Source organism: Anaeromyxobacter paludicola, from assembly GCF_023169965.1.
Classification (GTDB): Bacteria; Myxococcota; Myxococcia; order Myxococcales; family Anaeromyxobacteraceae; genus Anaeromyxobacter_B; species Anaeromyxobacter_B paludicola.
In genome coordinates, this window is sequence record NZ_AP025592.1 from 1,192,600 (window position 1) to 1,218,230 (window position 25,631).

The following is a 25,631-nucleotide window of genomic DNA, read 5'->3' on the forward strand; positions in this document are numbered from 1 at the left end:
GCCATGGCCCCTCCCCCTCCAGGCGCGCTCCGCCGTCCCGGCTTCCTCTCCTCGGTCCCCGAGGAGCGCGCGGTCGAGCCCGCGCCGTTCGTCGCCCACCTCGCCCGCGCGCCGCTGCCGCTCCGCCAGGCCCGGCTGCAGGAGCCGCAGGAGCCGCCGCCCCCGCCCCCGCCGCCGCCAGGCCCCTCCGCCGCCGACCTCGCCGAGATCCGGCGCGAGGCGATGGAGCGGGTGGCGCAGGCCGTCCAGCTCCTGAAGCTCCAGTCGGAGCGGCTCGCCGAGCAGGCCCGCGCCGACGCGCTGGAGATCGGCTTCCAGGTGGCGGCCCGCATCCTCGAGGCCGAGGTGCGCCAGAGCCCGGAGCCCCTGTTCGCGCTGGTCCGCTCGGCCCTCCGGCGCGCCGGCGACTCCCGCCAGATCGCCCTGCGCGCCTGCCCCGAGGACGCCGCCCTGCTCCAGTCGGAGGCCGGGCGCGAGGCGATGGGCGTCGCCACGGCGCGGGTCGAGATCGTGCCCGACCCGGAGCTCGCCCGCGGCGACTGCGTCGTCGAGACCGACTACGGCCGGGTGGACGGGCGGCTCGCCACGCGGCTCGCCGAGGTGCGGCGGGCGGTGGACGGCGCGCTCGAGGGAGGCGGCGCCGCGTGAGCCTCCACGACCTCGACGCCCTCCGCCGGGCCCTCGCCGACGCCGACCCGCTGCCGCTCACCGGCACGGTGGTGCGGGCCACCGGCCTCGTCATCGAGGCCTCGCTGCCGCGCGTCCCGGTCGGCACCGGCTGCGAGATCCGGGCGGCCGACGGCGCGCTGGTGCAGGCCGAGGTGGTGGGCTTCGCCGGCCAGACCGCGCGGCTCATGCCGCTCGGCGACATCCAGGGCATCGGCGAGGGCTGCGTGGTGACGCCGCGCGCCAGCGCCGGCGAGATCCCGGTGGGCGAGGCGCTCCTCGGCCGGGTGGTGGACAGCGCGCTGCACCCCATCGACGGCGGCCCGGTCCCCATCCTGCGCGGCCGGGTGAAGCTCCACCGCAGCCCGCCCTCCTCCATGGAGCGGCGCCGGGTCCTCGACCCGCTGCCGCTCGGCATCCGCTCCATCGACGCCTTCCTCACCGTCGGCGAGGGGCAGCGGCTCGCGGTGCTCGCCGGTCCGGGCGTGGGCAAGAGCGTGCTGCTGGGCATGCTGGCCCGCTCCGCCTCCGCCGACGTGGTGGTGGTCGGGCTGGTGGGCGAGCGCGGGCGCGAGGTGCGGGACTTCATCGAGCGAGACCTCGGCACCGGGCTCGCCCGCTCGGTGGTGGTGGTGGCGACGAGCGACGAGTCGCCGCTCCGGCGGCTCCGGGCCGGCATGGTCGCGACCGCGGTCGCCGAGCACTTCCGGGCGCGGGGCCAGAAGGTGCTCCTGCTCGTGGACTCGCTCTCGCGCATCTGCCAGGCGCAGCGCGAGATCGGGCTCGCGGCCGGGGAGCCGCCGACCACCAAGGGCTACCCGCCCTCCGCCTTCGCGCTCCTGCCGCGGCTGGTGGAGCGCGCCGGGAACGACGGCGGCGCGGGGAGCATCACCGCCTTCTACTCGGTGCTCGCCGAGGGCGACGACCAGGCCGATCCGATCGTGGACGCCGCCAAGGCGACGCTCGACGGCCACGTGGTCCTCTCGCGCAAGCTCGCCGAGGCGGGCCACTTCCCGGCCGTGGACGTCCTCGCGAGCATCTCGCGCGTCATGAACGACGTCGTGGACGAGCGCCACCGCGAGCTGGCGCGGCAGGCCCGCGAGGTGCTCTCGGCCTGGCGCGAGTCGGCCGACCTCGTCGAGGTGGGCGCCTACGTCGCGGGCTCGAACCCGCGGGTGGACCGCGCGCTCCGCTGCCTGCCGGCCATCGAGGCCTTCCTGAAGCAGGCCCCGGCGGAGCGGACCGCCATCGACGACGCCCGCGCGCAGCTCCGCGCCGCGCTCGGGATCGCCCCGGAGGCCGCGTGACCGGCCGCGCGCTCGCCTTCGCGCTCCTGGCGCTGCTCCCGGCGGCCCCCGCCCGGCTCGCCCTCGCGGAGGGGCACGGCCCGGCGGCGCCGCCCCCCGTCGCGCCCGTCGTGGCCCCCTCGGCGGCCGCCGCCGCCAAGGGCGGCGACGCCCAGAAGCGGTTCGGGACCGACGCGGCCATCGCGCGCGAGGCGGCCGCCCGCGCCGCCGAGCAGGACATCCCCTACTCCCTCACCGCCCGGGCGCTGCTCGACGAGCTCCGCCAGACGCGCGCCGGGCAGGCCAGGGCCGGGGCCGAGCGCGAGGCGCTCGCCGCGGAGCGCGCCCGCCTCGACCGGACCGCCGCCGAGATCGCGCAGGCCCGCGCGGCCCTCCGCGACGAGACCGCGCGGCTCGAGACCCTGGTCGGCCACGGCGCCACCTGCGCCGCCGCCGCCCCGACCGTCCCGCCCGAGGTGCTCGCGAAGACCCTCAAGGTGATGAAGCCGGAGCAGGCGGCCGGGGTCATCGCCAAGCTCGACCGCCCCCTCGCGGTCGAGCTCCTGCGCCACATGAAGCCGGCCGAGGCCGGCCCCGTCCTCGATCGGATGAGCACCGAGCGCGCCGCGGAGCTCATCCGCTCCATGGCCGCCAACCAGCCCGGAGCCACGAGATGAGCGTCACCCCTTCCCCGCTCCTGCCCGGCGGCGCCGCCGCCCAGGCCGCCCGCGGCCGCGCCCCCGGCGCCAAGGCCGGGCACGCCGCCGCGACCGGCTTCGCGGCCCTCCTCGCCGCAGCGGGGAAGCCGGCCGCCGCCGCCGCGACCGCGACCGGGGCGGCCGCCGCCCTCGCGGCCCAGGCCGGCCAGGCGACGCGGGCCCTCCCCTCCGCCCGCCCCGGCGCGCTCGCCGAGCGTCGCGCCGACGCCCCCGCCGCGAGCGGCCCCGGCCCCCGCCGGGCCGCCGACGCCGAGCGCCGCCGTTCGCCCGACACCGCCGGCGCCGCCGCGCCGGACCCGCTCGCCTCGTCGACGGCGGCGGCGCAGGCCGCCGCGCTCGCCGCCGCGCCCCGCCCCGCCGCCCCGGGCCCGGCCCCGGCGGCCCGTCGCCCGGCGGCCCCTGGGACCGGCAGCGCGACCGAGGTCGCCGCGGCCGCCGCCGGCGCGCGCGAGGCCGCGGCGGGAGCCGCCGAGGGGCCGAAGGCGGCCGGGGCGGCGCGCGCCGCGCCCGCGCGCGGCCAGCGCGCCGACGATCCCGAGGCCGGACCGCGCGCCTTCGACGCGGCGCGCCCGGAGGACGCCCGGAGGGGCGCGCCCGCCCCGGCCCGCAAGGCCGCCGCCAGCGCCGAGGCGTCGTCGCCGGCCGCGGCCGCCCCGGGCGTGCCCGTCCCGCAGCCGACCCGGCTCGCGGCCCCGCCGGCCCACCCCCAGGCCGCGGGGGACAAGCCGGCGGAGCGGGAGCCCGGCGAGAAGCGGCGCGAGGCCCCGGCGAGCGCCGCCGCCGCCGCGGCGCCGGCGACGGCCGCGCTCCCCGCGCCGGTCCCGGAGCCCGAGCGCGCCACCCGCGCCGCCGCGCCGGCCGCGGCGGCGCCGCCCCGCCCCGTCGAGGCGCCGGCGGAGGACCAGGTGCAGGGCGCCGTGCTGAAGAACGCCGCCCACCTCCGCATCGAGTCGCCCGACCTCGGCGACGTCTCGCTCCACCTGCGGGTGCGCGACGGCGTGGCCCACCTCCGGCTCGACGGCGAGGCCGCGCGCGCGATGGCCGACCGCGCCCCCGAGCTCTCCCGCGCCCTCGCCGCCGAGGGGCTCTCCCTCGGCCGCGTGGACGTGACGCACGCCGTCTCCGAGGCGCCGCGCGCCGCGCCCCAGGGCGGCTCCGACGCCTTCGCGAGCGCGGATCGGGGCGGCCGCCAGGCCCCGGATCCGGAGGAGCGCCCGGAGCCGCGCCGCCCGGCGCCGCAGCCCGCCTCCGTCCCGGCCGGTCCCGCCGCCGCGCCCTCCACCTCCTCTCTCGGCACGCTGCACGTGAAGGCTTAAGGAGCCCCGATGGACACCTCCGCCGTCAACTCGACCGCCAACATCGCGGGCACCACCGCGACGACCACCGGCAAGAGCACCCTCGGGAAGGACGACTTCCTGAAGCTCATGCTGGCGCAGCTCCAGAACCAGGACCCGACGCAGCCGGTGGACAACCAGGCCTTCGTCGCGCAGATGGCGCAGTTCTCGAGCGTGGAGCAGCTGCAGAACGTGAACGACCAGCTCGGCAACCTGCTGCTCGCCCAGAACTCCGGGAACCAGATGTCCTTCGCCTCGATGGTGGGCAAGGACGTCCTCTTCAACACCGACGGCGTGACGCTCGTCCCCGGCCAGGCGGCGCAGGTCCAGGCCTCGCTCGCCGACTCGGCCGACAAGGTCTCGGCGGTCATCACCAACGCCAGCGGCAAGGTGGTGCGGACCATCCAGCTCGGGGCGCGCCAGGCCGGCGACCTCGCCGTGAGCTGGGACGGGCGGGACGACGACGCCCAGGCCCTCCCGGCCGGCGACTACAAGATCGCGGTGAGCGCCTACAAGGCCAACGGCGACAAGGTGGGCGTGACGGAGCGGTCCACCGGGACGGTCACCGGCGTCCGCTACGAGAACGGCGCGGCGCTGCTCCTCGTGGGCGGCCGCAAGGTGCCGCTCTCCGACGTCCTCGAGATCGATCAGCACCAGGCAACCTCCACGAACGCGGGCGCCTAGCCCGGAACTCCGACGCGAAAGAAAGGGCAACCCCATGAGCCTCCTCTCCTCCATGAACGCCGGGACCAGCGGGATGCAGTCGGCCTCCGCCGAGCTCTCGGTGGTGAGCGACAACATCGCCAACTCCAACACCGTCGGCTTCAAGGCCGGCCGGGCCGCCTTCGAGGACGTGCTCTCGAGCAGCGTCGGCGGCACCGAGACCGGCCTCGGCTCGCGCCTCTCCGGCATCCAGAAGATGTTCATGCAGGGCGCCCTCACCAGCACCGGGGTCTCGACCGACCTCGCGCTCCAGGGCAACGGCATGTTCGTGCTGAAGGGCTCGCAGGGCGGCCAGACCGGCACGTTCTACTCGCGCGCCGGCCAGTTCACCGTGGACAAGGACGGCTACATGGTGAACCTCCAGGGCCTGAAGGTGCAGGGCTTCCTGGCCGACCAGAGCGGGCAGATCACCTCCAGCTCCTCCGACCTGCTCGTCGGCAACGCCTCGGCCACCCCCAAGGCCACCTCGGCCATCACCGTGAAGGCCAACCTCCAGGCCGACGCGACCACCCCGGCCGCCGCCTGGGACCCGACCGACCCGAGCAGCACCTCCAACTTCTCCACCAGCCTCACCGTGTACGACTCGCTCGGCACCGCCCACCAGGTGCAGGCCTTCTTCCGCAAGACCGGCACCGGGGCCTGGGACTGGCACGCCCTCACCGACGGCTCCGGCGTGGCCGGCGGCACCGCCGGCACGGCGAGCGAGATCGCGAGCGGCACGCTCTCCTTCGACACGAGCGGCAAGCTCACGGCGGTGACGCAGACGAGCTCGTTCAACCCGGCCGGCGCGTCGGGCCCGCAGGCGCTCTCCTTCAACTTCGGCGACCCCACCGGCGCGGGCGGCACCGGCCTCGCCGGCATCACCCAGTTCTCGGCCGCCTCGGCCACCACCTTCCTCGGCCAGGACGGCTACGCCTCGGGCCAGCTCGCCTCGATCCAGGTGGACGCGACCGGCACGGTCACCGGCGTCTTCTCGAACGGCCAGTCGCGGCCGCTCGGCCAGGTGGCGGTGGCGAGCTTCACCGCCCAGGACCAGCTGGCGCGCGTGGGCGGCAACCTCTTCACCGGCACGCTCGCGGCCGGCACCCCGGTCATCGGCACCCCGGGTCAGGGCGGACGCGCCACCATCACCTCCGGCGCGCTCGAGCAGTCGAACGTGGACCTCGCCGACCAGTTCGTGCGGATGATCTCGGCGCAGCGCGCCTTCGAGGCCAACTCGAAGACCATCACCACCACCGACCAGCTCCTCTCCGAGCTCATCCAGTCGAAGCGCTAGGCGCGCGCCGCCTCGGCGAGCGGCTTGCATGAGGGCCGATCCGGCCCCCCTCGATCCGGCTCCGGCCGTGTCGCGGGGGACCCGGGTTGGCCCTTAGCATTTCCCCCGTGCGTGCCGAAGAGCCCGGAGAGGAGCCGCGATGATCTGTCTCACGCGACTGGACGGGCAGGAGCTCGTGGTCAACGCCGACCACATCCTCACCGTCGAGCGCACCCCCGACACCATGATGCTGCTCACCACTGGCCTGCGGCTCATGGTGCGCGAGACCGTGGAGGACGTGGTGTCGCGCACGGTGGAGTACCGCCGGACCATCGCCCGGGGGCCGCTGGTGCACGACGCCGCCGTGCTCCCCTTCGGCCGCCGCGCGCCGGCGGAGCCCTGAGCCATGGACCTCTCGACCATCCTCGGCATCGTCATCGCCTTCGGCGGCATCCTCGGCGGCCAGGCGCTGGAGGGCGGCCACATCGGCTCCATCGTCCAGGGCACCGCCTTCCTCATCATCATGGGCGGCACCGTCGGCGCGGTGATGATCGCGTTCCCGCTGAAGGACTTCCTCAAGGGGATGAAGCTCGCCAAGGCGGCCTTCACGGACAAGAAGGTGGACCTCACCGCGGTGACCCGCGAGATCCTCGAGTACGCCGGCGTGGCCCGCAAGGAGGGCGTGCTCGCGCTCGAGGGCCGCCTCGCCAAGGTCGAGGACCCGTTCCTGCGCAAGGGGCTCCAGTTCGTGGTGGACGGCGTCGACCCGAACGTCACCCGCTCCTCGCTCGAGACCGCGATCGAGGCCGCCTTCTCCGAGGAGGCGATCGGCGCCAAGGTCTGGGAGTCGGCCGGCGGCTTCGCGCCGACCATCGGCATCCTGGGCGCGGTGCTCGGCCTCATCCACGTGATGGAGAACCTCTCCGACCCGTCGAAGCTGGGCGGCGGCATCGCCACCGCCTTCGTGGCGACCGTCTACGGCGTGGGCTTCGCGAACATCTTCTTCCTGCCCATGTCCACCAAGATCAAGCGCAAGCTCGGCGTCGAGAAGGAGCGCAAGACGCTCATCGCCGAGGGCGTGCTGGCCATCCAGGAGGGCATCAACCCCCGCGTCCTCGAAGAGAAGCTCCGCGCGTTCACCGGCGAGGCCGAGGGCGGCGAGGCGGAGAAGAAGGCCGCCTAGCCGGCCCGGGAGCCCCAGATGGCGAAGAAGCACCACGAGGAGGAGCACGAGAACCACGAGCGCTGGCTCGTCTCCTACGCCGACTTCATGACGCTGCTGATGGCGTTCTTCGTGGTCATGTACTCGGTGAGCCGCGTGGACAACAAGAAGCTGGCCCAGACCGCCAAGGCGATCCAGTGGGCCCTCCACTTCTCCGGCACCGGCGGCGTCGGGCAGCTGCCCATCTTCGAGGGCCCCGCCACCAGCGAGTCGATGGGCGGCCCGGCCAACATCGGCGCGGGCGCGCTGGCCGTCGGGCAGGACCAGATGCGCGCCATCGAGACCCTGCGCCGGCGCATCGAGTCCCGGGTCAAGGCCTACGTGATGGAGCGCCCGGGGCAGAAGCTCTACGTCACCGTGGCGGTGGACGGGCGCCGGCTCATGGTCCGGCTCGCCGCCTCGGAGTTCTTCGACTCGGGGATGGCCGCGCTGCGGCCGCAGATCCTGCCGGTGCTCGACGGCATCGCCGCCGAGCTGGTGCCGCTCGGCCAGCCGCTGCGCGTGGAGGGGCACACCGACGACCAGCCGACCCAGGGCGGCCGCTTCCGCACCAACTGGGAGCTCTCCGCCGCGCGCGCGGCGACGGTGGTCGGCTACCTCGAGGAGGCGCACCGCGTCCCGCCCGAGCTCCTGTCGGCGGTCGGCCTCGGCTCGACGCACCCCATCGACACGAGCGGCTCGCCCGAGGCCCGCGAGCTGAACCGGCGGGTGGAGCTGGTGGTGGAGCTGCCGCCCGACGCCCGGCTCCAGCCGGCGGCGCACGGGCCGGCGGCGCCGCCCGCGGGCTCGGGCCGCCCCGAGGCGCCCGCGCCGGCGCCGGCCCCCGCGGCCGCCCCGGCGCCGAGCCCCGCCGCGGCGCCGCCCCCGGCGGCGAGCCCCGCCGCGCCGCCGGCCTCCCCCGAGGCCGCCGCGCCGGCCCCGGCCTCCGCCCCGGCGCCCGCCGCGCCGTGAGCGCTGGGGCGCGGTCCCGACTCATGGGTCCGCATCGCCTCGCCCTCCCCGCGCCGCAACCCCCCACCCCTCCGCGCAAGCCCCGCCACGCGAGGGTGGCACGGTGCGTGCTCTCCAGCCCGGCGGACGTCCGAACCCCTCACGAGAGGCCGAGATGAGCGCGCGCGCAGGCGAGAACGGGAACCAGGGGGGGGAGCGTGGGCGCTCGCCGGCCGTCATCCTCGAGGAGATCGCCGCGGCGGTGGTGCTGGCCGACTCGATGGATCCCGAGTCCCTGACCCAGCTCGCCGCGCGCTTCCAGGAGCTCGAGGTGGCCGCGCCGGAGCCCCGGATCGCCGCCCGCGCCGGGGAGTGCGCCGAGCTCCTCACCCGGGCCGCCGCCGCCGCAGAGGACGCGGACCGGGCCAGCGCGCTCGGCGTGGTCGGCGACGCCACCAGCCTCTTGCAGCAGGCGCTCGCGGGCGGCGAATGGCCCGCCGAGCCCGCCGCGGCCGCGGCCGCGGGCCCGGTGGAGAAGGTGGAGCGCGACGAGGAGACCGTCATGCTCTTCGGCGAGTTCCTGCAGGAGAGCGGGGACGGGCTCACCCGGGTGGACGGCATCCTCATGAAGGTGGAGCAGGCGCAGGCCGACGCCGAGTCGGTGAACGCCCTCTTCCGCGTGTTCCACACCATCAAGGGCACCGCCGGCTTCCTCGAGCTCGAGGCGGTGGTGGCCCTCGCCCACACCACCGAGACGATGCTCAACTGCTGCCGGCAGCACACGCTGGCGCTGTCGGGCCCGGTGGTGGACGTGGTCTTCGACGCCACGGCGCTCATGCGCCGGATGATCGAGGACGTCCAGACCGCCATCGAGAAGGGGCTGCCCTTCGGCCGGCCGGGGGAGCTCACCGGCCTGCTCGCCAAGATCGAGGCCGTGACCGCGACCGCCGCGCCCGGCGAGGACGGGCCGCCGGCCGCGGCCCCCTCCCCGGCGCCCGTCGCGGCACCCGCGCCCGCGCCGACCCCCACGCCGGCCCCCGTGCCGACCCCGATCGCGGCCCCGGCGCCCGTCGCCGCGCCCACGCCGGTCGCCCCGACGCCGGTCGCCGCCGCGCCGGCGCCCGCCCCGGCCGTCGCCCCGCCGCCCCCCGCCCCCACGCTCACGCCGGTCTCGGCCGGCGGGTCCTCCGAGCCGGTGCGCATCAAGGAGACCATCAAGGTCGATCTCGAGCGCGTGGACAGCCTGGTGGAGATGATCGGCGAGCTGGTGGTCGTCGAGTCGATGGTGGTGAACGCCCCCGAGATCTCCGCCGTGGAGTCGGTGCGGGTGCGCAACTGCCTGGCCCAGCTCGCCAAGGTGACGCGCGACCTGCAGGACGTTGGCATGCGGATGCGCATGGTCCCGGTCTCCGGCGTCTTCCAGAAGATGGCGCGCATGGTCCGCGACCTCGGCAAGCGGGCCGGCAAGCAGGTGCGCATGGTCCTCACCGGCGAGCAGACCGAGATGGACCGGAGCATGGTCGAGCAGATCGCCGACCCGCTCGTCCACATGATCCGCAACGGGATCGACCACGGCATCGAGTCGCCGGAGGACCGCGCGAAGGCCGGCAAGCCGGCCGAGTGCGTCATCCGCCTCAGCGCCTACCACGAGGGCGGCCACATCTGCATCGAGGTGGCCGACGACGGCCGAGGCCTGGACAAGGACGCCATCCTCCGCAAGGCCAGGGCGCAGGGGCTCGTCAAGGAGGGCGAGGAGCTCCCCGACGAGCGGATCCACGCGCTCATCTTCGCCCCCGGCTTCTCCACCGCCAAGAAGGTCACCGAGATCTCCGGCCGCGGGGTGGGCATGGACGTGGTGAAGCGGAACGTGGAGGCCATGCGCGGCCGCGTCGTCATCTCGACCGTGAAGGGCCAGGGGACCACCTTCAAGATCATCCTGCCGCTCACGCTCGCCATCATCGACGGCATGCTCGTGGCCTGCGGCGAGGAGCGCTACATCGTCCCCACCCTCTCCATCGTGGAGTCGGTGCAGCCCGAGCCCTCGATGCTGGTGTCGCTGGCCGGCGCGAACGAGATGATCAACCTGCGCGGCGAGATCCTGCCGCTGGTCCGGCTCGACCGGCTGTTCGGCATCTCCAACGCCAAGAGCGAGCCCACCGAGGCGCTGGTGGTGGTCCTCGAGGGCGTCGGGCGGCGGCTCGGGCTGCTCGTGGACGAGGTGGTCACGCAGCAGCAGGTGGTCATCAAGAGCATGGGGTCGGGGCTCTCCGAGACGCCGTTCGTCTCCGGGGCCGCGATCCTCGCCGACGGGCACGTGGGGCTCATCCTCAACGTGGACGAGATCGCCGGCGGCATCCACGAGAAGGGCCACCGCGAGCTGTACGCGCGCCAGCAGCAGACCTCACCCGCCGGCTCGAAGAGCGCGGCGTAGCGCAGCACCCCGACGCCTCAGGAGAACGCATGAGCACCGCCACCGAAGTCACCCCCGACCAGGGCCCCGTCAACGCCGGCATGGCGCAGCTCGGCGGGAAGTACATGACCTTCAAGCTCGCCGAGGAGGAGTACGGCCTCGAGATCCTGAAGGTCCGCGAGATCATCGGCTTCATGGAGGTGACGCGGGTGCCGCGCACGCCGGAGTTCATCCGCGGCGTGATCAACCTGCGCGGCAAGGTCATCCCGGTGATCGACCTGCGCCTCAAGTTCGCCATGCCGCGCACCGAGGCCACCGACCAGACGGTCATCATCGTGGTCCAGTGCCAGCTCGGCGACAAGCAGCTCACCATGGGCATCCTGGTGGACCAGGTCCTCGAGGTGCTCTCCATCGACGGGCCGCAGATCGAGCCGCCGCCCTCCTTCGGCACCTCGGCCGTGGACACCGAGTTCATCCTCGGCGTGGGCAAGGCCGAGAAGCGCGTCATCTTCCTCCTGGACATCGACAAGGTGCTCTCCACCGAGGAGGCCAAGGCGGTCGCCCAGGCGCAGGTCGCCTGAGCACGGCGCGGGCGCGGGGTCCGGGATGGCGCTCATCACCGTCGAGATCAGCGACCTGCGGGTCAGCGCCGACCAGGACTCCACCCTGGTGACCTACGCGCTCGGGTCGTGCATCGCCGTCATGGTGCACGACCCGCTGCGCAAGGTCGCCGGGATGATCCACTACATGCTGCCGCTCTCCGAGACCTCGGCCCAGAAGGCCGCGGAGCGGCCGGCCATGTTCGCCGACACCGGCATCCCCCTGCTGTTCAAGACCATGTACGGCTACGGCTGCGAGAAGAAGGACCTCGTGGTCAAGGTGGCCGGGGGCGGCGCCCTCTACGACGACCAGGGGCTCTTCTCGATCGGCAAGCGCAACTACACCGTGCTGCGGAAGCTGTTCTGGAAGAACGGCATCATCATCGCGGCCGAGGACGTGGGCGGCGCCCGGTCGCGCACCGTCCGGCTCGAGGTGCTCTCCGGACGCTGCACCGTGCAGTCCCAGGGCGAGGAGCTCGCGCTGTGATCACCCCCGACCGCATCGCCGGCGCGATCGCCCAGCTGCCCACCCTCTCCACCGTCGCCACCCGGCTCTGGTCGCTCACCCGCGACGAGCGCTCCAGCGTGGCCGACTTCGAGGCGGTGATCCGGCCCGACCCGGCCCTGACCGCCAACCTGCTCCGCTACGCCAACTCCGCCTGGTTCGCGCCGCGCTCCCGCGCCGAGTCGGTGCGCCAGGCGGTGGTCCTCCTCGGGGTGAAGCGGGTGTGCGAGGTGGCGACCCTCGCCGCGGCCGCGCGCGTGGTCCCGCCGCGGCTCCCGGGCTACGGCTTGGACGCCCTCGGCTTCTGGCAGCACTGCGTGGCCGTGGCCGTCCTCTCGGAGCGGCTCTCGGGCGAGCTCGGGCTGCGCCCGCCCGACCTCACCTTCACGGCCGGGCTCCTGCACGACATCGGCAAGCTCGCCATCTGCAGCTTCGTCGCCGACCAGTCGGACGAGATCCTGAGCGGCCTGCGCGAGGGGCTCTCCTTCGTCTCGGCCGAGCGGCGCGTGCTCGGGCTCGACCACGCGGAGATCGGCGCCGCGGTCGCCCGCGCCTGGAACCTGCCCCCGCAGGTGGCGGACGTCGCCGCCTGGCACCACGACCCGGGCCGCGCCCCGGACTCGGTCGATCGCGCCCTGGTGGACCTCGTGCACGTGGCCGACGGCCTGGCGCAGCTGGTCGGCTTCGGGAACGACGTGGGCGAGCTCGCGCGCGAGATCGACCGCGGCACCCGCCAGCGGCTCGGCCTGAAGGTGCAGCAGCTCGAGCGCGCCGCCGGCGACTGCCTCGAACCGATCCGGGAGATGGGCGCCCTGTTCGCCCCGGCTGGAGGTCCCCGATGAGCTACAGCGTGCTGGTGGTGGACGACTCGTCCATCGTCCGCGCCATGGTCAAGAAGTCCCTCGCCATGGCCGGGCTCGACGTGAAGGTGATCCACGAGGCCGGGAACGGCGAGGAGGCGCTGGCCGTCCTGCGCCGCGAGTGGGTGGACATCGTCTTCGCCGACCTCAACATGCCGGTGATGGGCGGCCTCGAGCTGGTGCGCCACATGGCCGAGGACCGGCTGCTCGAGACCGTGCCGGTGGTGATCGTCTCCTCCGAGCACGCCGAGGCCCGCATCGCCGAGCTGAAGCAGCGCGGGGCGCGCGCGTACATCAAGAAGCCGTTCCGCCCGGAGCAGTTCCGGGAGGTGCTCGGCGCCCTGCTCGGCGCCGGCGAAGGGGGATCCCATGGCTGAGCTCGACGCCGGCCTCCTGGCCGACCAGACCGCCCGCGTGCTGGAGGAGGCCGCCTTCGTCTTCCTCGAGCCCGACGACCGCCCCCCGGCCTGGACCGACGAGGTGGTCGTGGCCCGGCTCTCCTGGACCGGGGCCGGCGACGGCGAGCTGACCCTGGCGGCGGCGCCGGCGCTCGCGGCCGAGCTGGCCGCCAACCTGCTCGGGGAGGAGGACGCCGAGGCCGCCGCCGGCCGCGCCGACGAGGCGGTGGGCGAGCTGCTCAACATGCTCGCGGGGGCCCTGCTGGGCGAGCTCTGCGGCGCCGGGACCCCGGCGGTGCTGGGCCTGCCCCGGGTGGAGCGGCTCGCCGCCGCGGCCTGCCAGGCGCGGCTCGAGGGCGAGCCGGTGCGCGTGAGCCTCGTCTCCGAGGAGCGCCGGCGGCTCGACGCCGCCGCGCGGGTGGGAGGCCGCCCGTGATCAAGGTCCTCGTGGTGGACGACTCGGCGGTGGTCCGGCAGATCTTCTCGGCGCAGCTCGCCAAGGTGGAGGGGATCGAGGTGGTCGGGACCGCGCCCGACCCGTTCGTCGCCCGCGACCTCATCGTCGAGCGGCAGCCCGACGTCGTCACCCTCGATCTCGAGATGCCGCGCATGGACGGGCTCACCTTCCTGCGCAAGCTGATGCATTACCACCCGATCCCGGTGATCGTCGTCTCGTCCCTGACCGCCGCCGGCGGCGAGCTGGCGATGGAGGCGCTCGCCGCCGGGGCCGTGGACGTGATGTGCAAGCCGGGCGCCTCCTTCACGGTCGGCGACATGACCACGCAGCTCGCCGAGAAGGTGAAGGTGGCCGCGTTCGTGGACGTGAAGCGGCGCGCGCTGGCGGCGCCGCCCGCGCCCACCACGCCCGCCGCCGCCCTCTCGCGCACCACCAACCAGGTCCTCGCCATCGGCGCCTCCACCGGCGGCACGGTGGCCATCGAGTCGATCCTCACCCGCATGCCGGCCAACTCGCCCGGCACGGTGATCACGCAGCACATGCCGGAGCTCTTCACCAAGTACTTCGCCGACCGGCTGAAGCAGCTCACCAAGCTCGACGTGCGCGAGGCCTCGGAGGGGGACTCGGTGGTGCCGGGCGTGGTGCTCATCGCCCCCGGCAACAAGCACATGCTCCTCGCCCGCTCCGGCGCCCGCTACTACGTGCAGGTGAAGGACGGCCCGCGCGTCAACCGCCACCGGCCGAGCGTGGACGTGATGTTCCGCTCGGTGGCGCGGTGCGCCGGCAAGAACGCGGTGGGGGTGATCCTCACCGGCATGGGCGGCGACGGCGCCGAGGGCATGCTCGAGATGCACAAGGCCGGGGCGCTCAACCTGGCGCAGGACGAGGCCTCTTGCGTGGTCTTCGGCATGCCGAAGGTGGCCATCGAGCTGGGCGGCGTGGATCGGGTGCTGCCGCTCACCGCCCTCCCCGCCGAGATCCTGCGGGCGGTGGAGCAGAACCAGGCCTGAGGCCGGGCGCGCCGGCGAAGGCCGCGCGCGCCTACCCCGGCAGCCGGTAGACGCTCGGGCGCAGCGCCTTCAGCGGCGTCTTGAGCCCGTTCAGCGTCTCGGAGTGGCCCACCATGAACAGGCACCCGGGCCGCAGCAGCCGCGCGGCCTCCGACACCAGCCCCTGGCGCACGTGCTGGTCGAAGTAGATCATCACGTTCCGGCAGAGGATCCCGTCGAGCGGCCCCTTCATCGGGAACGGCGGGGTGGCGAGGTTGAGCCGGCGGTAGACCACCCGCTCCTTCAGCTCGGCGCGCACCGCCCAGGCCGGCTCGCCCGCCACCGCGGCCCCGGCCGGCTCGAGCCAGCGGCGGCGGAGCGGCTCGGGGATGGCCGCGACCTCGTTCTCGCCGTACACGCCGGCCTTGGCGCGGGCCAGCACGCGGGTCGAGATGTCGGTGGCGAGGATGAGCCAGTCGCAGCCCTCGAGCGCCCCGGCCAGCGCCATGGCGATCGAGTACGGCTCCTCGCCGGTGGAGGACGCGGCGCTCCAGATGCGGAACTTCCGCTGCCCGCCGTCGCGCAGGCGGGTGACGTCCCGCACCAGCTCCTCGATGTGGTCGGGCTCGCGGAAGAAGGTGGTGTAGTTGGTCGAGATGGCGTCGAGGAAGCGGACGATCTCCTCCTCCGCGCCCTCGCCGCGCAGGAGGTCGAGGTAGTCCCGCTCGCCCGGCAGGCCGAGCTCGCGGATGCGCTTGGCGATGCGGGCCTGGACGAGCGCCTCCTTCCCGTCGCGCAGGAAGATGCCGGCGTGCTTGTAGGCGACGTCCTGGAACCCCTGGAAGCTCTCTCGATCCATGTGCCCTCTGCGCCGTGCACCCGCCGTGCCCGGACCGCGGCGCTGACGCGCCTTGACGGCGCGCCGGGTCATTCCGCCCCCAGGGTCCAGGGGAACCACCCGCCGGAGCGGGGCCGCGGGGCCGCCCGACCCCGGGGTCGCGGCGCCCGGGCCCGCCCGGCGGGGCGGGGCGGCCTCCGCGCAACCTGCCGACCTCACGGGCGGAATCCTCGCCCGGCCGCCCCGGGCGCGCGCGGCGGCGGAGGTTCCCGGCGCCGCCGGCCGCCCGCCTCGAAGGCGGGGCGTGGCGCTTGCAAACACCCGTCGCAGACACCAACGACCCTATGAACGCTCTCCCTTCTTCCGACAAGATGGCGGCAGTCGTTTCAGGCGTGACCCAGACCATGCTCGGGCTGTCGTTCGTCCCCGACGGCGGCTCCTCCGAGCTCTCGAACCTGGTCTGGCGCACGGCGGTGCTGCCGATCCCGGGCTCCAGGCCCATCACGGTGGGCCTGTCCTCGGACACCCACGGCTGCACCACGCTCAGCGCCGCCATGTTCGGCTGCGCGCCCGAGACGGTCGATCAGTCGATGATGAACGACTCGCTCTGCGAGCTCGTCAACATGACGGCCGGCCTGCTCAAGAGCCTGATGGCGCTCGACCAGGCCCTCGGCCTCCCCAAGATCGTGGACGGCGGAGACGGGGTCCCGGCAGTCCCCCCCACCGACGGCCAGCACGCGGTCGTGCTCCGCGCGCAGCAGGTGGGGCTCGTTCTCTGGATCATCGAAGGCATCGCGTAGCAGGAGGAAGACGCACCCATGGCAACGATTCTGACGGTCGACGACAGCCGCGCGGTTCGAACCATCGTGGCGAAGCAGGTCCGCGAGCTCGGCTTCGACGTCGGCGAGGCGGAGGACGGAGTGCAGGGGCTCGCCCGGCTCCAGGAGGCCAGGTTCGACCTGGTGCTGCTCGACGTCACCATGCCCAACATGGACGGGCCGACCATGCTCCAGACCCTGCGCGAGCGCGGGGACAAGACCCCCGTCATCATGCTGACCTCGGAGTCGAAGCGCTCCGTGGTGGCGAGCGCGCTGAAGCAGGGCATCACCGACTACATCCTCAAGCCGTTCAAGCCGGAGGAGCTGCGGAGCAAGATCCTCTCGGTCCTCCAGGCCGCCGCCCCGGCCGACGCCCTCGCCGCCATGAACGCCGCCGTCGGCGCGCCCGCGGGGGCCGCGCCCGCCGCCCCGGCCGCGGCCGCCCCGTCCGCCGCCCAGCCGGCCGCCGGCGCGAAGGGGGCGATGGACCTCCTCGTCATCGACGACATGGAGAACGTGGCGAAGCGCCTCCGCCAGCTCCTGCCGCAGCAGCTCTCGCTGCACGGCGCGGTGAACGCGGCGCAGGCCCTGCAGGCCTGCCGCGAGGCGTCCTTCAAGGTGGTGCTGCTCGACACCGAGATCCCCGACGTCAACAGCGTGGTCCTCATGGGCCAGCTGCGCGTGCTGCAGCCGAACGCCGCCTTCGTGGCGCTCGCGCTCCGGACCACCAACGACGTGGTCAAGGAGGTCAAGCAGCAGGGCTTCGACGACGTCTTCTACAAGCCGTTCAAGCCGGAGAACATCGACGACCTCGTGGCGCAGTACTTCGAGAGCAGCAGCGACGCGCTCTCGATCCAGGACAACGTGGTCTCGATGGCCTCGTTCAGCGGCAAGCCGGAGCGGCTCGAGAAGTTCTACGGCCGCCTCACCACGATGCTCCCCGAGGCCCTGAACCAGCTCGCCAACGCCTGCTACGCCGACATGATCTTCCAGGTGGGCCAGGTCCCGAGCGACGGAGACCGGCTGCCCCGGCTCGTCATGGGGCTCGTGACCCAGGCGTCGAGCATGGGCATCGAGGTCTCCCTGGTCGGCTCCGACGAGGCCCGCAAGACGCTCTCCGGGTTCGACGAGACGAAGAGCCTCAAGTTCTACCCGACGCTGGAGGAGGCCCGCGCCGCCAGCGGCAGCTAGCGGAGCGCGAACCGGATGAGCGCAGAGAAGCTCGCCGCCCAGCTGGAGCAGATCGTCCGCAAGCGGATCCAGGAGGACTCGCTGGTGCTCCCCACCCTGCCGTCGGTGGTGAAGCGCATCAACGAGATCCTCCAGGAGCCGGAGGTGAACCTGCGCCGCGCGGCCGAGGTGATCGAGCAGGACCCGGTCCTGGCGGCGCGCGCGCTGCGCGCCGGCGGCACCGGGCCCGGCAAGAAGGCCACCGTGCCCGAGGCCCTCGGGCGCATGGGGCCGCGCGCGGTCCGGGCGCTGCTGGCGGACGCCGCCGGGCTCAAGATGTTCGTCTCGCGCGACGCCAAGATCGCCGGGGCGGCGCGGAAGCTCTGGGAGCACTCGGTGGCGGTGGGCAACATGGCCCGCGACGTCTCGGCGCTCTCCGGCTATCCGGACTCCCCCGGCGCATACGTGGCCGGGCTGCTGCACGACCTCGGCAAGTACGTGGTCATGGCGGTGCTGCTGGAGCTCGAGCGCCAGATGACCGAGCTCTACAACCAGCCCTGGATCGAGTTCGAGGAGTGGATCGACGTGGTCGGGCGCACCCACCGCGCCGTCGGCATGGCCCTGGCGGAGCGCTGGCAGCTCCCCGACGCCATCGCGAAGTGCATCCGCGACTCCTCGGAGTACGACAACTCGGATCGCTCGGCGCTGGTGAACGCCGTCTGCTTCGGGAACGCCCTCGCCAAGAAGGCGACCCTCTACTCCGGGCCGGTGGACGCCGACGACGTGGACGCGCTGGTGATGATCGGGCGCTCCCTCATCGGCGTGAGCGACGACGTCCTGAAGTCGCTCACGATGGGCCTGCGCGAGCGGGTCTCGGGCCTCTTCGACTGAGCCCGTCACCCCGCTGACGCCGGGTCGCCGACGTCAGCGGGGTGACGCCCTCGAAGGCGCAAGTCACCGGAATCACGGGCGCATCCGAGAGGCACGCCCCTTGCTCTCAGGCCGGCCAGGAGATTCCATGGCCGACCCCGAGACTGGCTCACCCCCCGCCCCAGGCACCTCCAAGCTCCCGCTCATCCTCGCGGGCGTGAACACGCTCCTCATCGTGGGCGTGCTCGCCTTCGTGATGCTGCGCGGCGGCCACCCGGCCAAGGCCGCCGACGGCGAGCACGGCAAGGAGCCCGCCGGCGAGCAGGCCGGCAAGGAGGGCGAGCACGGCAAGGAGGGCGCCGGGCCGGGCCCGAGCGTCAAGCTCCCCGACTTCACCATCCACCTGCGCAACCCCGAGGCCGACCGCTACGCCCGCATCTCGTTCGAGGTGGAGGTGGGGATGGAGCTCGACAAGGAGAAGGTGAACGCGCGGCTGCCGCAGATCCGCGACGCCTTCATCGCCTACCTCTCGGACCGCTCGCTCGAGGAGCTCCGCGGCAGCGAGGGGCTGAACCGCGTCAAGACGGCGCTGGTGGACATCCTGAAGCAGGTCGGGGCGCCGGTGCGCGCGCTCTACATCACCGACTTCGTCGTGCAGTAGCGAGGAGCCCGCGCCCATGCCCGCCACGCTGACACCAGAGGAGATCAAGGCGCTCATGAGCGCCGTCCAGGACGGCCGGGTCCAGCCCGAGGCCACCCTGGATCAGCACGACAACACCGTCGTGCCGTACGATCTGACGAGCCAGGACCGGATCATCCGCGGCCAGATGCCGACGCTCGACGCCATCAACGAGCAGGTGGCCTCGATGCTCGGGATCGGGCTCGCCGGCCGCACCCGCCTCACCCTCGCCGTAACCTCGGCGCCGGCCACCCTGCTCAAGTTCTCCGACCTCGTCCCGGTCACCGCGCCGCCCGCGTCGGTGTGCGTGCTCGGGCTCGGGTCGGCCTACGGCTTCGCCCTGGCGGTGCTCGAGCCGGGGCTCGGGGAGGCGCTCCTCTCGGCCGCCCTGGGCGATCGCCGCGGCAAGCGCGAGCAGGCCGACGCGCGCCGCGAGTTCACCGCCATCGAGCAGATGGTGCTCCGGCGGCTGCTCGTGATCCTCACCGACGCGATGCGGACCGCCTGGCACCCCGTGCTGCCGTTCGACCCCGAGGTGCTCCGCTTCGAGGCCGACCCGCGCATGGCGGCCATCGCCCCGCCCACCGACGTGGGCATCATCACCGCCTTCGAGATCAAGGGCGGCATCGAGGGGCGCCTGCAGCTCGTCATCCCCTACGCCTCGGTCGAGCCGGCCAAGAGCAAGCTCTGCTCGCCGCGCCGCCTGTCGCAGCGCGGCGACGACCGCTTCGCCGACGCCCTCGCCCGCGAGATGGAGCAGGTGCGGGTGGACGTGAAGGGGCTGCTCGGCCGCACCACCATCCCGTTCTCGCGGCTGCTCGACCTGCAGGTCGGCGACGTGCTCCTGCTCGACAGCGACGAGGGCAGCCCGCTCTCGATCCTGGTGGAGGGGCGCGAGAAGCTCAGCGGCAGCCCCACCGTGCAGGGCGGCAGCCTGGCCCTGGTGGTGGAGGACCAGCTGCGGCCGCCGCTCCCGCCCTCCCTCACGCCCCCCCTCCCCGCCCCCTCCGCCGCCCCCGCGCCCCGCCCGGCCGTCGCGCTGCCCTAGAGGCCCCCGCCCATGGACACCCCCCAGAACGAAGGCTCCACCCGCCGGCTCGACATGCTCCTCGACGTCCCCCTCGAGGTGGACGTGGAGCTCGGGCGCGCCCGCATGACCATCCAGGATCTGCTCGCGCTCGGGCCGGGCTCGGTGATCGAGCTCGACAAGGTCGCCGGCGAGGCGCTCGACATCCTCGTGAACGACCGGCTCGTGGCCCGCGGCGAGGCGGTGGTGGTGAACGACAAGTTCGGCATCCGCATCACCGACATCGTGAGCCCGCAGGAGCGAATCCAGCGCCTGCGCTAGGGGCCGCCCATGCTCTCCGCCCTCGCCGCCGCCGCCCTCCCGCTCGCGCTCCTCGCCTCGCCGGCCCAGCCGGCGCCGCGGCCCGCCCCGGCCCCGGCCGCCGTCCCCGCGCCCGCCCTCGCCCCGCCGCTGCCCGCCGCCGCGGCGCCCGCCGCCGAGCCGGCCCGCGAGCTCGCCCGGCCCCTCGAGCTGCCGGCCTCCTCCGGCGGGCTCGGGTCGGTGGCGGTGCCGGCGCTGCTGCTCCTCGCGCTCGCCGCCGCGGCGCTCCTGCTCGCCCGCAAGAAGGCCCGCGCCGGCGGGCTCGTGCAGGTGCTCGAGACCGCCAGCCTCGGGCCGCGCCGCTCCATCGTGGTCGCCCGCGTGGGCGACGAGCTCCTCGTGCTCGGCAGCTCCGAGCGCGGCATCCAGCTGCTCTCGTCCCGCCCCTGCGATCCGGCGCTCGCGCCGCTCGCCGCGCCGCCGCCGCTCGCGGCCCCCGGCGCGGCCGCCGCCCCGGCCTGGTCGGCGGCGCCCCGCGAGAAGCTCTCCGAGGTGGCCGGCAGCGTCCGCGGCCTCTTCGAGAAGCTCTCGGCCCACCGCGCCGGCGCCCCCCCGCCGCCGCCCCCCGACTTCGCCGCCCTGCTCGCCGAGAGCGCCGAGGACGAGGAGCTGCGCCGCAAGCTCGCGACCGGCCAGCGGGGCCAGGTGCGATGATCCCCCCGGGCAGCGCCCTCGGCGCGCTCGCCGCGGCGGCCGCCGACCCCGGCGTGTCGATCACCGTGGCGGGCGGCGGCTCGGCGCCGGTCAAGCTGTTCCTGCTGCTCACCGCGCTCTCCTTCGCGAGCGGGCTGCTCGTCTCGGTCACCTGCTTCACCCGCATCGTCATCGTCCTCTCCTTCCTGCGCCAGGCGCTCGGGACCCCGCAGCTCCCGCCGAACCAGGTGGTGGTGGGGCTCGCGCTGGTGCTCTCGGCGTTCGTGATGGCCCCCACCGGCAACCGGGTCTGGTCGGAGGCGCTCGGCCCCTACCTCGAGGACCGGGTGGCGCCCGGCGACGCGCTCGACCGCGCCAGCGTCCCCTTGCGGGAGTTCATGCTGCGGCAGACGCGCGACCAGGACCTGCAGCTCTTCTACGAGATCTCGGGCAAGCCCCGCCCCGCCCGCGGGGAGGCCATCCCGATGACCATCGTGATGCCCGCCTTCATGGTCTCGGAGCTCACCACCGCCTTCCGCATGGGGCTCTTCGTCTACATCCCGCTGCTGCTCGTGGACCTGCTCGTCTCGGCGATGCTCATGTCGATGGGCATGATGATGGTGCCCCCCACGATGATCACGCTGCCGCTCAAGCTCGGCATCTTCGTCATGGCGGACGGGTGGCGGCTCGTCGTCGCCTCGCTGGCGCGGAGCTTCGCCTAGCATGGACGCCGCGCTCCCGGCCGCGCTGCTCAAGGAGGGCTTCCTCCTGCTCGTCAACGTCGGCGGCCCGCTGTTCGGGGTGCTCTTCGGGATGGGGCTGCTCATGGGCGTGCTGCAGGCGGCCACCCAGATCAACGACCCCGCCGTCGGCTTCCTGCCGCGCGTCGGCGGGGCCCTGCTCCTCTGCTGGTTCGCGGGAGGCTGGATGATGGAGCGGCTCTCGGGCTTCCTCGCCACGGCGCTGACCCGCATGGCCGGCCACTGATGGACCTGCCACTCGCCGCCGCCTACGGCTACGCCCTGGTGCTGCTGCGCACCCTGGGCATGTTCGTCAGCGCGCCGGTGCTCTCCGCCCGCGTGGTCCCGATGCGGGCGCGGCTCGGGCTCGGCCTGCTCGTCGCCTTCGCCGTCTGGTCGGGGGCCGGCGGGCCGCGGATCGAGCCGCCCGGCGGGATCGACGGCCTCGCCGTCGCCGCCGCCGGCGAGACCGCGCTCGGGCTGCTGGGCGGGCTCTCCGCCCGCTGGATCCTGGAGGCGGCCCGCGCGGCCGGTCAGGCGATGGGGCTCGCCGCCGGCATCGGCATGTCGCAGCTCATGGACCCGACCACCGGCGACGCCTCGGGGGCGGTCGGCGAGGCCGTCTACCAGACCGCCCAGGCGGTCGCCATCGCCTTCGGGATCCACCGCGAGGCCATCGGCTGGCTGGCGCGATCGACCGCCGCCTGGCCCCCGGGCGCCCCGCGCTCCCTCGGCGACCTCGCCGTGCGCGCCATCGGGAGCGCCTCGGTCTCGGCGGCGCTGGCGGTGCGGCTCGCCTTCCCGGTGATGGGCGCGGTGCTGGTCGGCCACGCCACCATCGGCATCCTCGGGCGCAGCGCGCCGCAGCTCAGCCTCTCGTCCATCGGCTTCTCGGTGGCCATCCTGGCCGGCGGCGGCGCCCTCTACCTCGTCGCCCCCGCGGCGGCGGAGCTGGCGGCCCGCGCGGCCCTGGCGGCCTTCCAGAGGTGACCCGTGTCGGGTGAATCGGACGGCCGCACAGAGAAACCGACGGGCAGGAAGCTCCAGCAGGCCTGGGGCGAGGGGCAGATCCCGATCAGCCGCGACGCCGCCATGGTGGCCGGCATCGCCGCCGGGACGGCCGCGCTCGGGGCGATGGCGGCCCCGCTCCGGAACGGCCTCACCTCGCTCTTCGCCGAGGCGCTCCGCTCGCTCCCCACCACCCCGTTCTCCGCCCTGCCCCGCATGGCGGTGGGCCCCATCCTCGCCACCCTCGCGGTCTCCGCCGCCTGCGCCCTCGCCACCGCCACCGGCCTGCTGGTGCAGACCCGGGGCGGCTTCTGGCCCGACCTCGCCCTGCCCGATCTCTCCAAGGTCTTCCAGGCCGGGAAGCTCACCCGGATGTTCGGGAAGGACTTCCTCATCGAGCTCGGGATCGCCGCCGTCAAGGTGGTGGCGCTCGCCGGCTCGGTGTACGGCGCGCTCCGCGCCCACTTCCTGACGATCGACCGGCTTCTGGGGCTCGGCCCGGGGGAGCAGCTGGCCCAAGCGTTCGGTTTCCTGTCCTCGGCCGCGATCCGGGTCCTCGCCGTGCTCGTGGTCATCGGCGGCCTGGATGTTGCAGTCACTCGCTACCGGTTCACGGATCGGCTCAAGATGACCAAGGAAGAGGTCAAGCAGGAGGCGCGCGAGGAGGACGGCGATCCCCACATCAAGGGGAAGCGCAAGAAGCGCCATCGCGAGCTCGCCCGCGGCCGGGCCCGCGTCGAGGTGCCCCGCGCCGACGCGCTCCTCGTGAACCCGACCCACATCGCCATCGCCCTCCGCTACCGCCGGGACGAGGGCGGGGCGCCGCGCGTGACCGCCAAGGGCAAGGGGAAGCTCGCCGAGTACATGCGCGAGCTGGCCCGCGAGAACGGCATCCCCATCGTCCAGGACATCCCGCTCGCCCGGCTCCTCTACCGCAAGGTGAAGGTCGGCGCCGAGATCCCGGCCCAGACCTACAAGGCGGTCGCGGCGGTGCTGGCCTTCGTCTACCGGCTCACCGGCAGGACCGGCGCGGGGGCCCGCCCGTGAGCGCCGCCGCCCCCGCCCCGAGCGCCCGCGGCGAGATCCTGCTCGCCGGCGCCGTCCTGGCCGTGGTCGGGATCCTCATCGTCCCGGTCCCGCCGGTCTTCCTCGACCTCTTCCTCGCCCTCAGCATCGGCCTCGCCGTGCTGATGCTGCTCATCGCCCTCGGCCTCACCCGGGCGCTCGACTTCTCGGTCTTCCCGTCGCTGCTCCTCATCGTCACGCTGTTCCGGCTGGCGCTGAACGTCGCCACCACCCGGCTCATCCTGCTCCACGGCGGCGAGGGGCCGAGCGCGGCGGGCCACCTCATCGAGACCTTCGGCCGCTTCGCGGTCGGCGGCAGCCTGGTGGTCGGGCTCGTCATCTTCCTCATCCTGCTGGTGGTGAACTTCGCCGTCATCACCAAGGGCGCGGGGCGCGTCTCGGAGGTCGCGGCCCGCTTCACCCTCGACGCCATGCCCGGCAAGCAGATGTCGATCGACGCCGACCTCGCCGCCGGCATCATCGACGACCGGGAGGCGCGCACCCGCCGCGAGCAGCTCGCCGCCGAGTCCGAGTTCTTCGGCGCCATGGACGGCGCGAGCAAGTTCGTCCGCGGCGACGCCATGGCCGGCCTCGCCATCACCGGCATCAACATCGTCGGCGGCCTCGTGGCCGGCCTGCTGCGCGACCACATCCCGCTGGCGCAGGCCGCCGAGACCTACACCCTCCTCACCGTGGGCGACGGCCTCGTCTCCCAGATCCCGGCGCTGCTCGTCTCCACCGGCGCCGGCATCCTCGTCACCCGCGCCGCCGGCGCCAACCTCTCCTCGCAGATGGGGTCGCAGCTCCTCGGGAAGCCCCGGGTGCTCGCCATCGCCGCCGGCGTGCTCGGCCTCATCGGCCTGCTCCCCGGCATGCCGCTCGCGGCCTTCGGCACCGTGGGCGGAGTGCTCTACCTCCTCTCCCGCCGCGCCCAGGGGGCCGCCGCCGAGGCCGCCGCCGGCGCCGCCCGGCCCCGCCCCGAGGCGGCCAAGGCCACCGACCGGCTCCAGGACCTGCTCGCGATGGAGACCCTCGAGCTCGAGGTCGGATACGGCCTGCTCTCGCTCATCGACCTCGCCAAGGGCGGTGAGCTGCCAGGGCGCGTGACCGCCCTGCGCCGCCAGACGGCGAGCGACCTCGGGATCGTGCTGCCCTCGGTGCACCTGCGCGACAACCTGCGCCTCGACGCCAGCGCCTACCGCGTGATGCTGCGCGGCCTCGAGATCGGGCGCGGCGTGGCCCACGCCGACCGGCTCATGGCCCTCGACCCGCAGGGCGGCACGCCGCCCATCGACGGCCTCCCCGGCCAGGACCCGGCCTTCGGGCTCCCGGCCATCTGGATCCTCCCGAGCGACCGCGCCCGCGCCGAGTCGATGGGCCTCACCCTGGTGGACGCCGCCTCGGTCATCACCACCCACCTCACCGAGCTGCTCCGGCGCAACGCCCACGAGCTGGTCGGCCGGCAGGAGGTCCAGGAGCTCCTGGCGGTCTGCGGCAAGGAGGCGCCGAAGCTGGTGGAGGACACGGTGCCCGGCGTCGTCACCCTGGGCGAGCTGGTGCGGGTCCTCCGCGGGCTCCTGCGCGAGGGGCTGTCGGTCCGCGACCTGCGCACCATCCTCGAGGCGGTGGGCGACGCCGCCCCGCGCAGCAAGGAGACCGCCTTCCTGGTGGAGCAGGCGCGCCGCCGGCTCTCGCGCCAGATCACCGGCCGGCTCGCCGGCCCGGACGGCGTGGTGCACGCCCTCACCCTCGACCGCGGCACCGAGGAGGTGCTGCGGCAGAGCCTCGGCGCCGCCGACGGGGAGGCGGCGCTCGCGCCCGACCTCGAGACCGCGCGCCGCCTGGTGGCCTCGCTCGAGGCGCAGGCCTCCCGGCTCAACGCCGCCGGCCAGCCGGTGGTGGTCCTCGCCCCCGCCGACCTGCGCCGTCCGCTCTTCGACTTCGCCGCCCGCTTCGTCCCCGACCTCTGGGTGGTGACCGCCCGCGAGCTCGTCCCCGGCACCACCGTGCAGCCCGCCGGGACCATCCAGTCCGCCCTGCAGCTGAGCGCCGCCTGAAAGGACGCCCACC

Annotated in this window: 29 protein-coding genes; 28 read left to right on the forward strand and 1 reads right to left on the reverse strand. The window is 74.3% G+C overall.

Going from position 1 to position 25,631, the window contains the following annotated elements:
* Window positions 1–3: 3 nt before the first annotated feature.
* From AMPC_RS05545 to AMPC_RS05620, 16 genes are all read left to right on the forward strand, one after another.
* A complete protein-coding gene (locus AMPC_RS05545) occupies window positions 4–648 on the forward strand; it encodes a FliH/SctL family protein (RefSeq protein WP_248345027.1) in 645 nt (214 codons plus the stop codon).
* The gene (locus tag AMPC_RS05550) at window positions 645–1,973 is read left to right on the forward strand and encodes a FliI/YscN family ATPase (protein WP_248345029.1); all 1,329 of its coding nucleotides are present in this window, start codon (window positions 645–647) and stop codon (window positions 1,971–1,973) included. The genes AMPC_RS05545 and AMPC_RS05550 overlap by 4 nt, the downstream gene beginning before the upstream one ends.
* A complete protein-coding gene (locus tag AMPC_RS05555) occupies window positions 1,970–2,629 on the forward strand; it encodes a magnesium transporter MgtE N-terminal domain-containing protein (protein ID WP_248345031.1) in 660 nt (219 codons plus the stop codon). The genes AMPC_RS05550 and AMPC_RS05555 overlap by 4 nt, the downstream gene beginning before the upstream one ends.
* Window positions 2,626–3,987, forward strand: coding sequence for a flagellar hook-length control protein FliK (locus AMPC_RS05560; protein ID WP_248345033.1), 1,362 nt, complete (start codon window positions 2,626–2,628; stop codon window positions 3,985–3,987). Before AMPC_RS05555 ends, AMPC_RS05560 begins: the two co-directional genes overlap by 4 nt.
* Before the next feature lie 9 nt (window positions 3,988–3,996).
* A complete protein-coding gene (locus AMPC_RS05565; protein ID WP_248345035.1) occupies window positions 3,997–4,689 on the forward strand; it encodes a flagellar hook assembly protein FlgD in 693 nt (230 codons plus the stop codon).
* Between the two features lie 34 nt (window positions 4,690–4,723).
* Window positions 4,724–6,004, forward strand: a complete 1,281-nt coding sequence (locus tag AMPC_RS05570; RefSeq protein ID WP_248345037.1) for a flagellar hook protein FlgE — start codon at window positions 4,724–4,726, stop codon at window positions 6,002–6,004.
* 139 nt (window positions 6,005–6,143) lie between these two features.
* Complete coding sequence (locus tag AMPC_RS05575; RefSeq protein WP_248345039.1) at window positions 6,144–6,386, forward strand: flagellar FlbD family protein; 243 nt, start codon at window positions 6,144–6,146, stop codon at window positions 6,384–6,386.
* A gap of 3 nt (window positions 6,387–6,389) precedes the next feature.
* Window positions 6,390–7,166, forward strand: coding sequence for a flagellar motor protein (locus tag AMPC_RS05580; protein ID WP_248345041.1), 777 nt, complete (start codon window positions 6,390–6,392; stop codon window positions 7,164–7,166).
* Between the two features lie 18 nt (window positions 7,167–7,184).
* Window positions 7,185–8,156 (forward strand): OmpA/MotB family protein, encoded by a 972-nt coding sequence (locus tag AMPC_RS05585; RefSeq protein WP_248345042.1) that lies wholly within the window; start codon window positions 7,185–7,187, stop codon window positions 8,154–8,156.
* Between the two features lie 154 nt (window positions 8,157–8,310).
* Window positions 8,311–10,566, forward strand: coding sequence for a chemotaxis protein CheA (locus AMPC_RS05590; RefSeq protein WP_248345044.1), 2,256 nt, complete (start codon window positions 8,311–8,313; stop codon window positions 10,564–10,566).
* A 29-nt stretch (window positions 10,567–10,595) separates the two neighbouring features.
* Window positions 10,596–11,126, forward strand: coding sequence for a chemotaxis protein CheW (locus AMPC_RS05595; protein ID WP_248345046.1), 531 nt, complete (start codon window positions 10,596–10,598; stop codon window positions 11,124–11,126).
* A 25-nt stretch (window positions 11,127–11,151) separates the two neighbouring features.
* Window positions 11,152–11,631 carry a chemotaxis protein CheD gene (locus AMPC_RS05600; protein WP_248345048.1) on the forward strand — a complete coding sequence of 160 codons (480 nt, stop codon included), beginning with the start codon at window positions 11,152–11,154 and terminating at the stop codon, window positions 11,629–11,631.
* Window positions 11,628–12,491, forward strand: a complete 864-nt coding sequence (locus AMPC_RS05605) for an HDOD domain-containing protein (RefSeq protein WP_248345050.1) — start codon at window positions 11,628–11,630, stop codon at window positions 12,489–12,491. The genes AMPC_RS05600 and AMPC_RS05605 overlap by 4 nt, the downstream gene beginning before the upstream one ends.
* A complete protein-coding gene (locus tag AMPC_RS05610; protein WP_248345052.1) occupies window positions 12,488–12,886 on the forward strand; it encodes a response regulator in 399 nt (132 codons plus the stop codon). The genes AMPC_RS05605 and AMPC_RS05610 overlap by 4 nt, the downstream gene beginning before the upstream one ends.
* Window positions 12,879–13,343 carry a chemotaxis protein CheX gene (locus AMPC_RS05615; RefSeq protein WP_248345054.1) on the forward strand — a complete coding sequence of 155 codons (465 nt, stop codon included), beginning with the start codon at window positions 12,879–12,881 and terminating at the stop codon, window positions 13,341–13,343. Before AMPC_RS05610 ends, AMPC_RS05615 begins: the two co-directional genes overlap by 8 nt.
* The gene (locus AMPC_RS05620; protein WP_248345056.1) at window positions 13,340–14,374 is read left to right on the forward strand and encodes a protein-glutamate methylesterase/protein-glutamine glutaminase; all 1,035 of its coding nucleotides are present in this window, start codon (window positions 13,340–13,342) and stop codon (window positions 14,372–14,374) included. The genes AMPC_RS05615 and AMPC_RS05620 overlap by 4 nt, the downstream gene beginning before the upstream one ends.
* A gap of 31 nt (window positions 14,375–14,405) precedes the next feature.
* On the opposite strand, the gene AMPC_RS05625 is transcribed toward AMPC_RS05620, so the two are convergent.
* Window positions 14,406–15,212 (reverse strand): CheR family methyltransferase, encoded by an 807-nt coding sequence (locus AMPC_RS05625; protein ID WP_248345058.1) that lies wholly within the window; start codon window positions 15,210–15,212, stop codon window positions 14,406–14,408.
* Window positions 15,213–15,583: 371 nt separating this feature from the next.
* On the opposite strand from AMPC_RS05625, the gene AMPC_RS05630 reads away from it, so the two are divergent.
* The 12 genes from AMPC_RS05630 (at window position 15,584) to flhA (ending at window position 25,618) form a co-directional block, all read left to right on the forward strand.
* Entirely contained in the window at window positions 15,584–15,991 is a 408-nt protein-coding gene (locus tag AMPC_RS05630; RefSeq protein ID WP_248345060.1) for a chemotaxis protein CheX, read from the forward strand.
* Between the two features lie 18 nt (window positions 15,992–16,009).
* Window positions 16,010–17,200 (forward strand): response regulator, encoded by a 1,191-nt coding sequence (locus tag AMPC_RS05635; RefSeq protein ID WP_248345062.1) that lies wholly within the window; start codon window positions 16,010–16,012, stop codon window positions 17,198–17,200.
* Window positions 17,201–17,215: 15 nt separating this feature from the next.
* Window positions 17,216–18,070: an HDOD domain-containing protein gene (locus AMPC_RS05640; RefSeq protein WP_248345064.1), complete on the forward strand. Its 855-nt coding sequence runs from the start codon at window positions 17,216–17,218 to the stop codon at window positions 18,068–18,070.
* Between the two features lie 127 nt (window positions 18,071–18,197).
* Window positions 18,198–18,710, forward strand: coding sequence for a flagellar basal body-associated FliL family protein (locus AMPC_RS05645; protein WP_248345065.1), 513 nt, complete (start codon window positions 18,198–18,200; stop codon window positions 18,708–18,710).
* Between the two features lie 16 nt (window positions 18,711–18,726).
* The gene (locus AMPC_RS05650) at window positions 18,727–19,776 is read left to right on the forward strand and encodes a flagellar motor switch protein FliM (RefSeq protein WP_248345067.1); all 1,050 of its coding nucleotides are present in this window, start codon (window positions 18,727–18,729) and stop codon (window positions 19,774–19,776) included.
* A gap of 12 nt (window positions 19,777–19,788) precedes the next feature.
* The gene (gene fliN, locus AMPC_RS05655) at window positions 19,789–20,076 is read left to right on the forward strand and encodes a flagellar motor switch protein FliN (RefSeq protein ID WP_248345069.1); all 288 of its coding nucleotides are present in this window, start codon (window positions 19,789–19,791) and stop codon (window positions 20,074–20,076) included.
* Between the two features lie 9 nt (window positions 20,077–20,085).
* Window positions 20,086–20,769: a flagellar biosynthetic protein FliO gene (locus tag AMPC_RS05660; RefSeq protein WP_248345071.1), complete on the forward strand. Its 684-nt coding sequence runs from the start codon at window positions 20,086–20,088 to the stop codon at window positions 20,767–20,769.
* Window positions 20,766–21,470, forward strand: a complete 705-nt coding sequence (gene fliP / locus AMPC_RS05665; protein WP_248345072.1) for a flagellar type III secretion system pore protein FliP — start codon at window positions 20,766–20,768, stop codon at window positions 21,468–21,470. The genes AMPC_RS05660 and fliP overlap by 4 nt, the downstream gene beginning before the upstream one ends.
* A gap of 1 nt (window position 21,471) precedes the next feature.
* Window positions 21,472–21,735, forward strand: a complete 264-nt coding sequence (locus AMPC_RS05670) for a flagellar biosynthetic protein FliQ (RefSeq protein ID WP_248345074.1) — start codon at window positions 21,472–21,474, stop codon at window positions 21,733–21,735.
* Window positions 21,735–22,478 (forward strand): flagellar biosynthetic protein FliR, encoded by a 744-nt coding sequence (locus tag AMPC_RS05675; RefSeq protein ID WP_248345076.1) that lies wholly within the window; start codon window positions 21,735–21,737, stop codon window positions 22,476–22,478. Before AMPC_RS05670 ends, AMPC_RS05675 begins: the two co-directional genes overlap by 1 nt.
* A gap of 3 nt (window positions 22,479–22,481) precedes the next feature.
* Complete coding sequence (locus tag AMPC_RS05680) at window positions 22,482–23,543, forward strand: EscU/YscU/HrcU family type III secretion system export apparatus switch protein (RefSeq protein ID WP_248345078.1); 1,062 nt, start codon at window positions 22,482–22,484, stop codon at window positions 23,541–23,543.
* Complete coding sequence (flhA, locus tag AMPC_RS05685; protein WP_248345080.1) at window positions 23,540–25,618, forward strand: flagellar biosynthesis protein FlhA; 2,079 nt, start codon at window positions 23,540–23,542, stop codon at window positions 25,616–25,618. The genes AMPC_RS05680 and flhA overlap by 4 nt, the downstream gene beginning before the upstream one ends.
* The last annotated feature ends 13 nt before the right edge of the window (window positions 25,619–25,631 follow it).

Excerpts from the sequence above, each read along its gene's own strand:
- AMPC_RS05565 (WP_248345035.1), top strand. The coding sequence starts at position 3,997 with ATGGACACCTCCGCCGTCAACTCGACCGCCAACATCGCGGGCACCACC.
- AMPC_RS05675 (WP_248345076.1), top strand. The coding sequence starts at position 21,735 with ATGGACCTGCCACTCGCCGCCGCCTACGGCTACGCCCTGGTGCTGCTG.
- AMPC_RS05545 (WP_248345027.1), top strand. The coding sequence starts at position 4 with ATGGCCCCTCCCCCTCCAGGCGCGCTCCGCCGTCCCGGCTTCCTCTCC.
- fliN (WP_248345069.1), top strand. The coding sequence starts at position 19,789 with ATGGACACCCCCCAGAACGAAGGCTCCACCCGCCGGCTCGACATGCTC.
- fliP (WP_248345072.1), top strand. The coding sequence starts at position 20,766 with ATGATCCCCCCGGGCAGCGCCCTCGGCGCGCTCGCCGCGGCGGCCGCC.
- AMPC_RS05560 (WP_248345033.1), top strand. The coding sequence starts at position 2,626 with ATGAGCGTCACCCCTTCCCCGCTCCTGCCCGGCGGCGCCGCCGCCCAG.
- AMPC_RS05585 (WP_248345042.1), top strand. The coding sequence starts at position 7,185 with ATGGCGAAGAAGCACCACGAGGAGGAGCACGAGAACCACGAGCGCTGG.
- AMPC_RS05640 (WP_248345064.1), top strand. The coding sequence starts at position 17,216 with ATGAGCGCAGAGAAGCTCGCCGCCCAGCTGGAGCAGATCGTCCGCAAG.
- AMPC_RS05600 (WP_248345048.1), top strand. The coding sequence starts at position 11,152 with ATGGCGCTCATCACCGTCGAGATCAGCGACCTGCGGGTCAGCGCCGAC.
- AMPC_RS05595 (WP_248345046.1), top strand. The coding sequence starts at position 10,596 with ATGAGCACCGCCACCGAAGTCACCCCCGACCAGGGCCCCGTCAACGCC.
- AMPC_RS05575 (WP_248345039.1), top strand. The coding sequence starts at position 6,144 with ATGATCTGTCTCACGCGACTGGACGGGCAGGAGCTCGTGGTCAACGCC.
- AMPC_RS05660 (WP_248345071.1), top strand. The coding sequence starts at position 20,086 with ATGCTCTCCGCCCTCGCCGCCGCCGCCCTCCCGCTCGCGCTCCTCGCC.
- AMPC_RS05635 (WP_248345062.1), top strand. The coding sequence starts at position 16,010 with ATGGCAACGATTCTGACGGTCGACGACAGCCGCGCGGTTCGAACCATC.
- AMPC_RS05615 (WP_248345054.1), top strand. The coding sequence starts at position 12,879 with ATGGCTGAGCTCGACGCCGGCCTCCTGGCCGACCAGACCGCCCGCGTG.
- AMPC_RS05670 (WP_248345074.1), top strand. The coding sequence starts at position 21,472 with ATGGACGCCGCGCTCCCGGCCGCGCTGCTCAAGGAGGGCTTCCTCCTG.
- AMPC_RS05625 (WP_248345058.1), bottom strand. The coding sequence starts at position 15,212 with ATGGATCGAGAGAGCTTCCAGGGGTTCCAGGACGTCGCCTACAAGCAC.
- AMPC_RS05580 (WP_248345041.1), top strand. The coding sequence starts at position 6,390 with ATGGACCTCTCGACCATCCTCGGCATCGTCATCGCCTTCGGCGGCATC.
- AMPC_RS05610 (WP_248345052.1), top strand. The coding sequence starts at position 12,488 with ATGAGCTACAGCGTGCTGGTGGTGGACGACTCGTCCATCGTCCGCGCC.
- AMPC_RS05645 (WP_248345065.1), top strand. The coding sequence starts at position 18,198 with ATGGCCGACCCCGAGACTGGCTCACCCCCCGCCCCAGGCACCTCCAAG.
- AMPC_RS05590 (WP_248345044.1), top strand. The coding sequence starts at position 8,311 with ATGAGCGCGCGCGCAGGCGAGAACGGGAACCAGGGGGGGGAGCGTGGG.
- AMPC_RS05570 (WP_248345037.1), top strand. The coding sequence starts at position 4,724 with ATGAGCCTCCTCTCCTCCATGAACGCCGGGACCAGCGGGATGCAGTCG.
- AMPC_RS05650 (WP_248345067.1), top strand. The coding sequence starts at position 18,727 with ATGCCCGCCACGCTGACACCAGAGGAGATCAAGGCGCTCATGAGCGCC.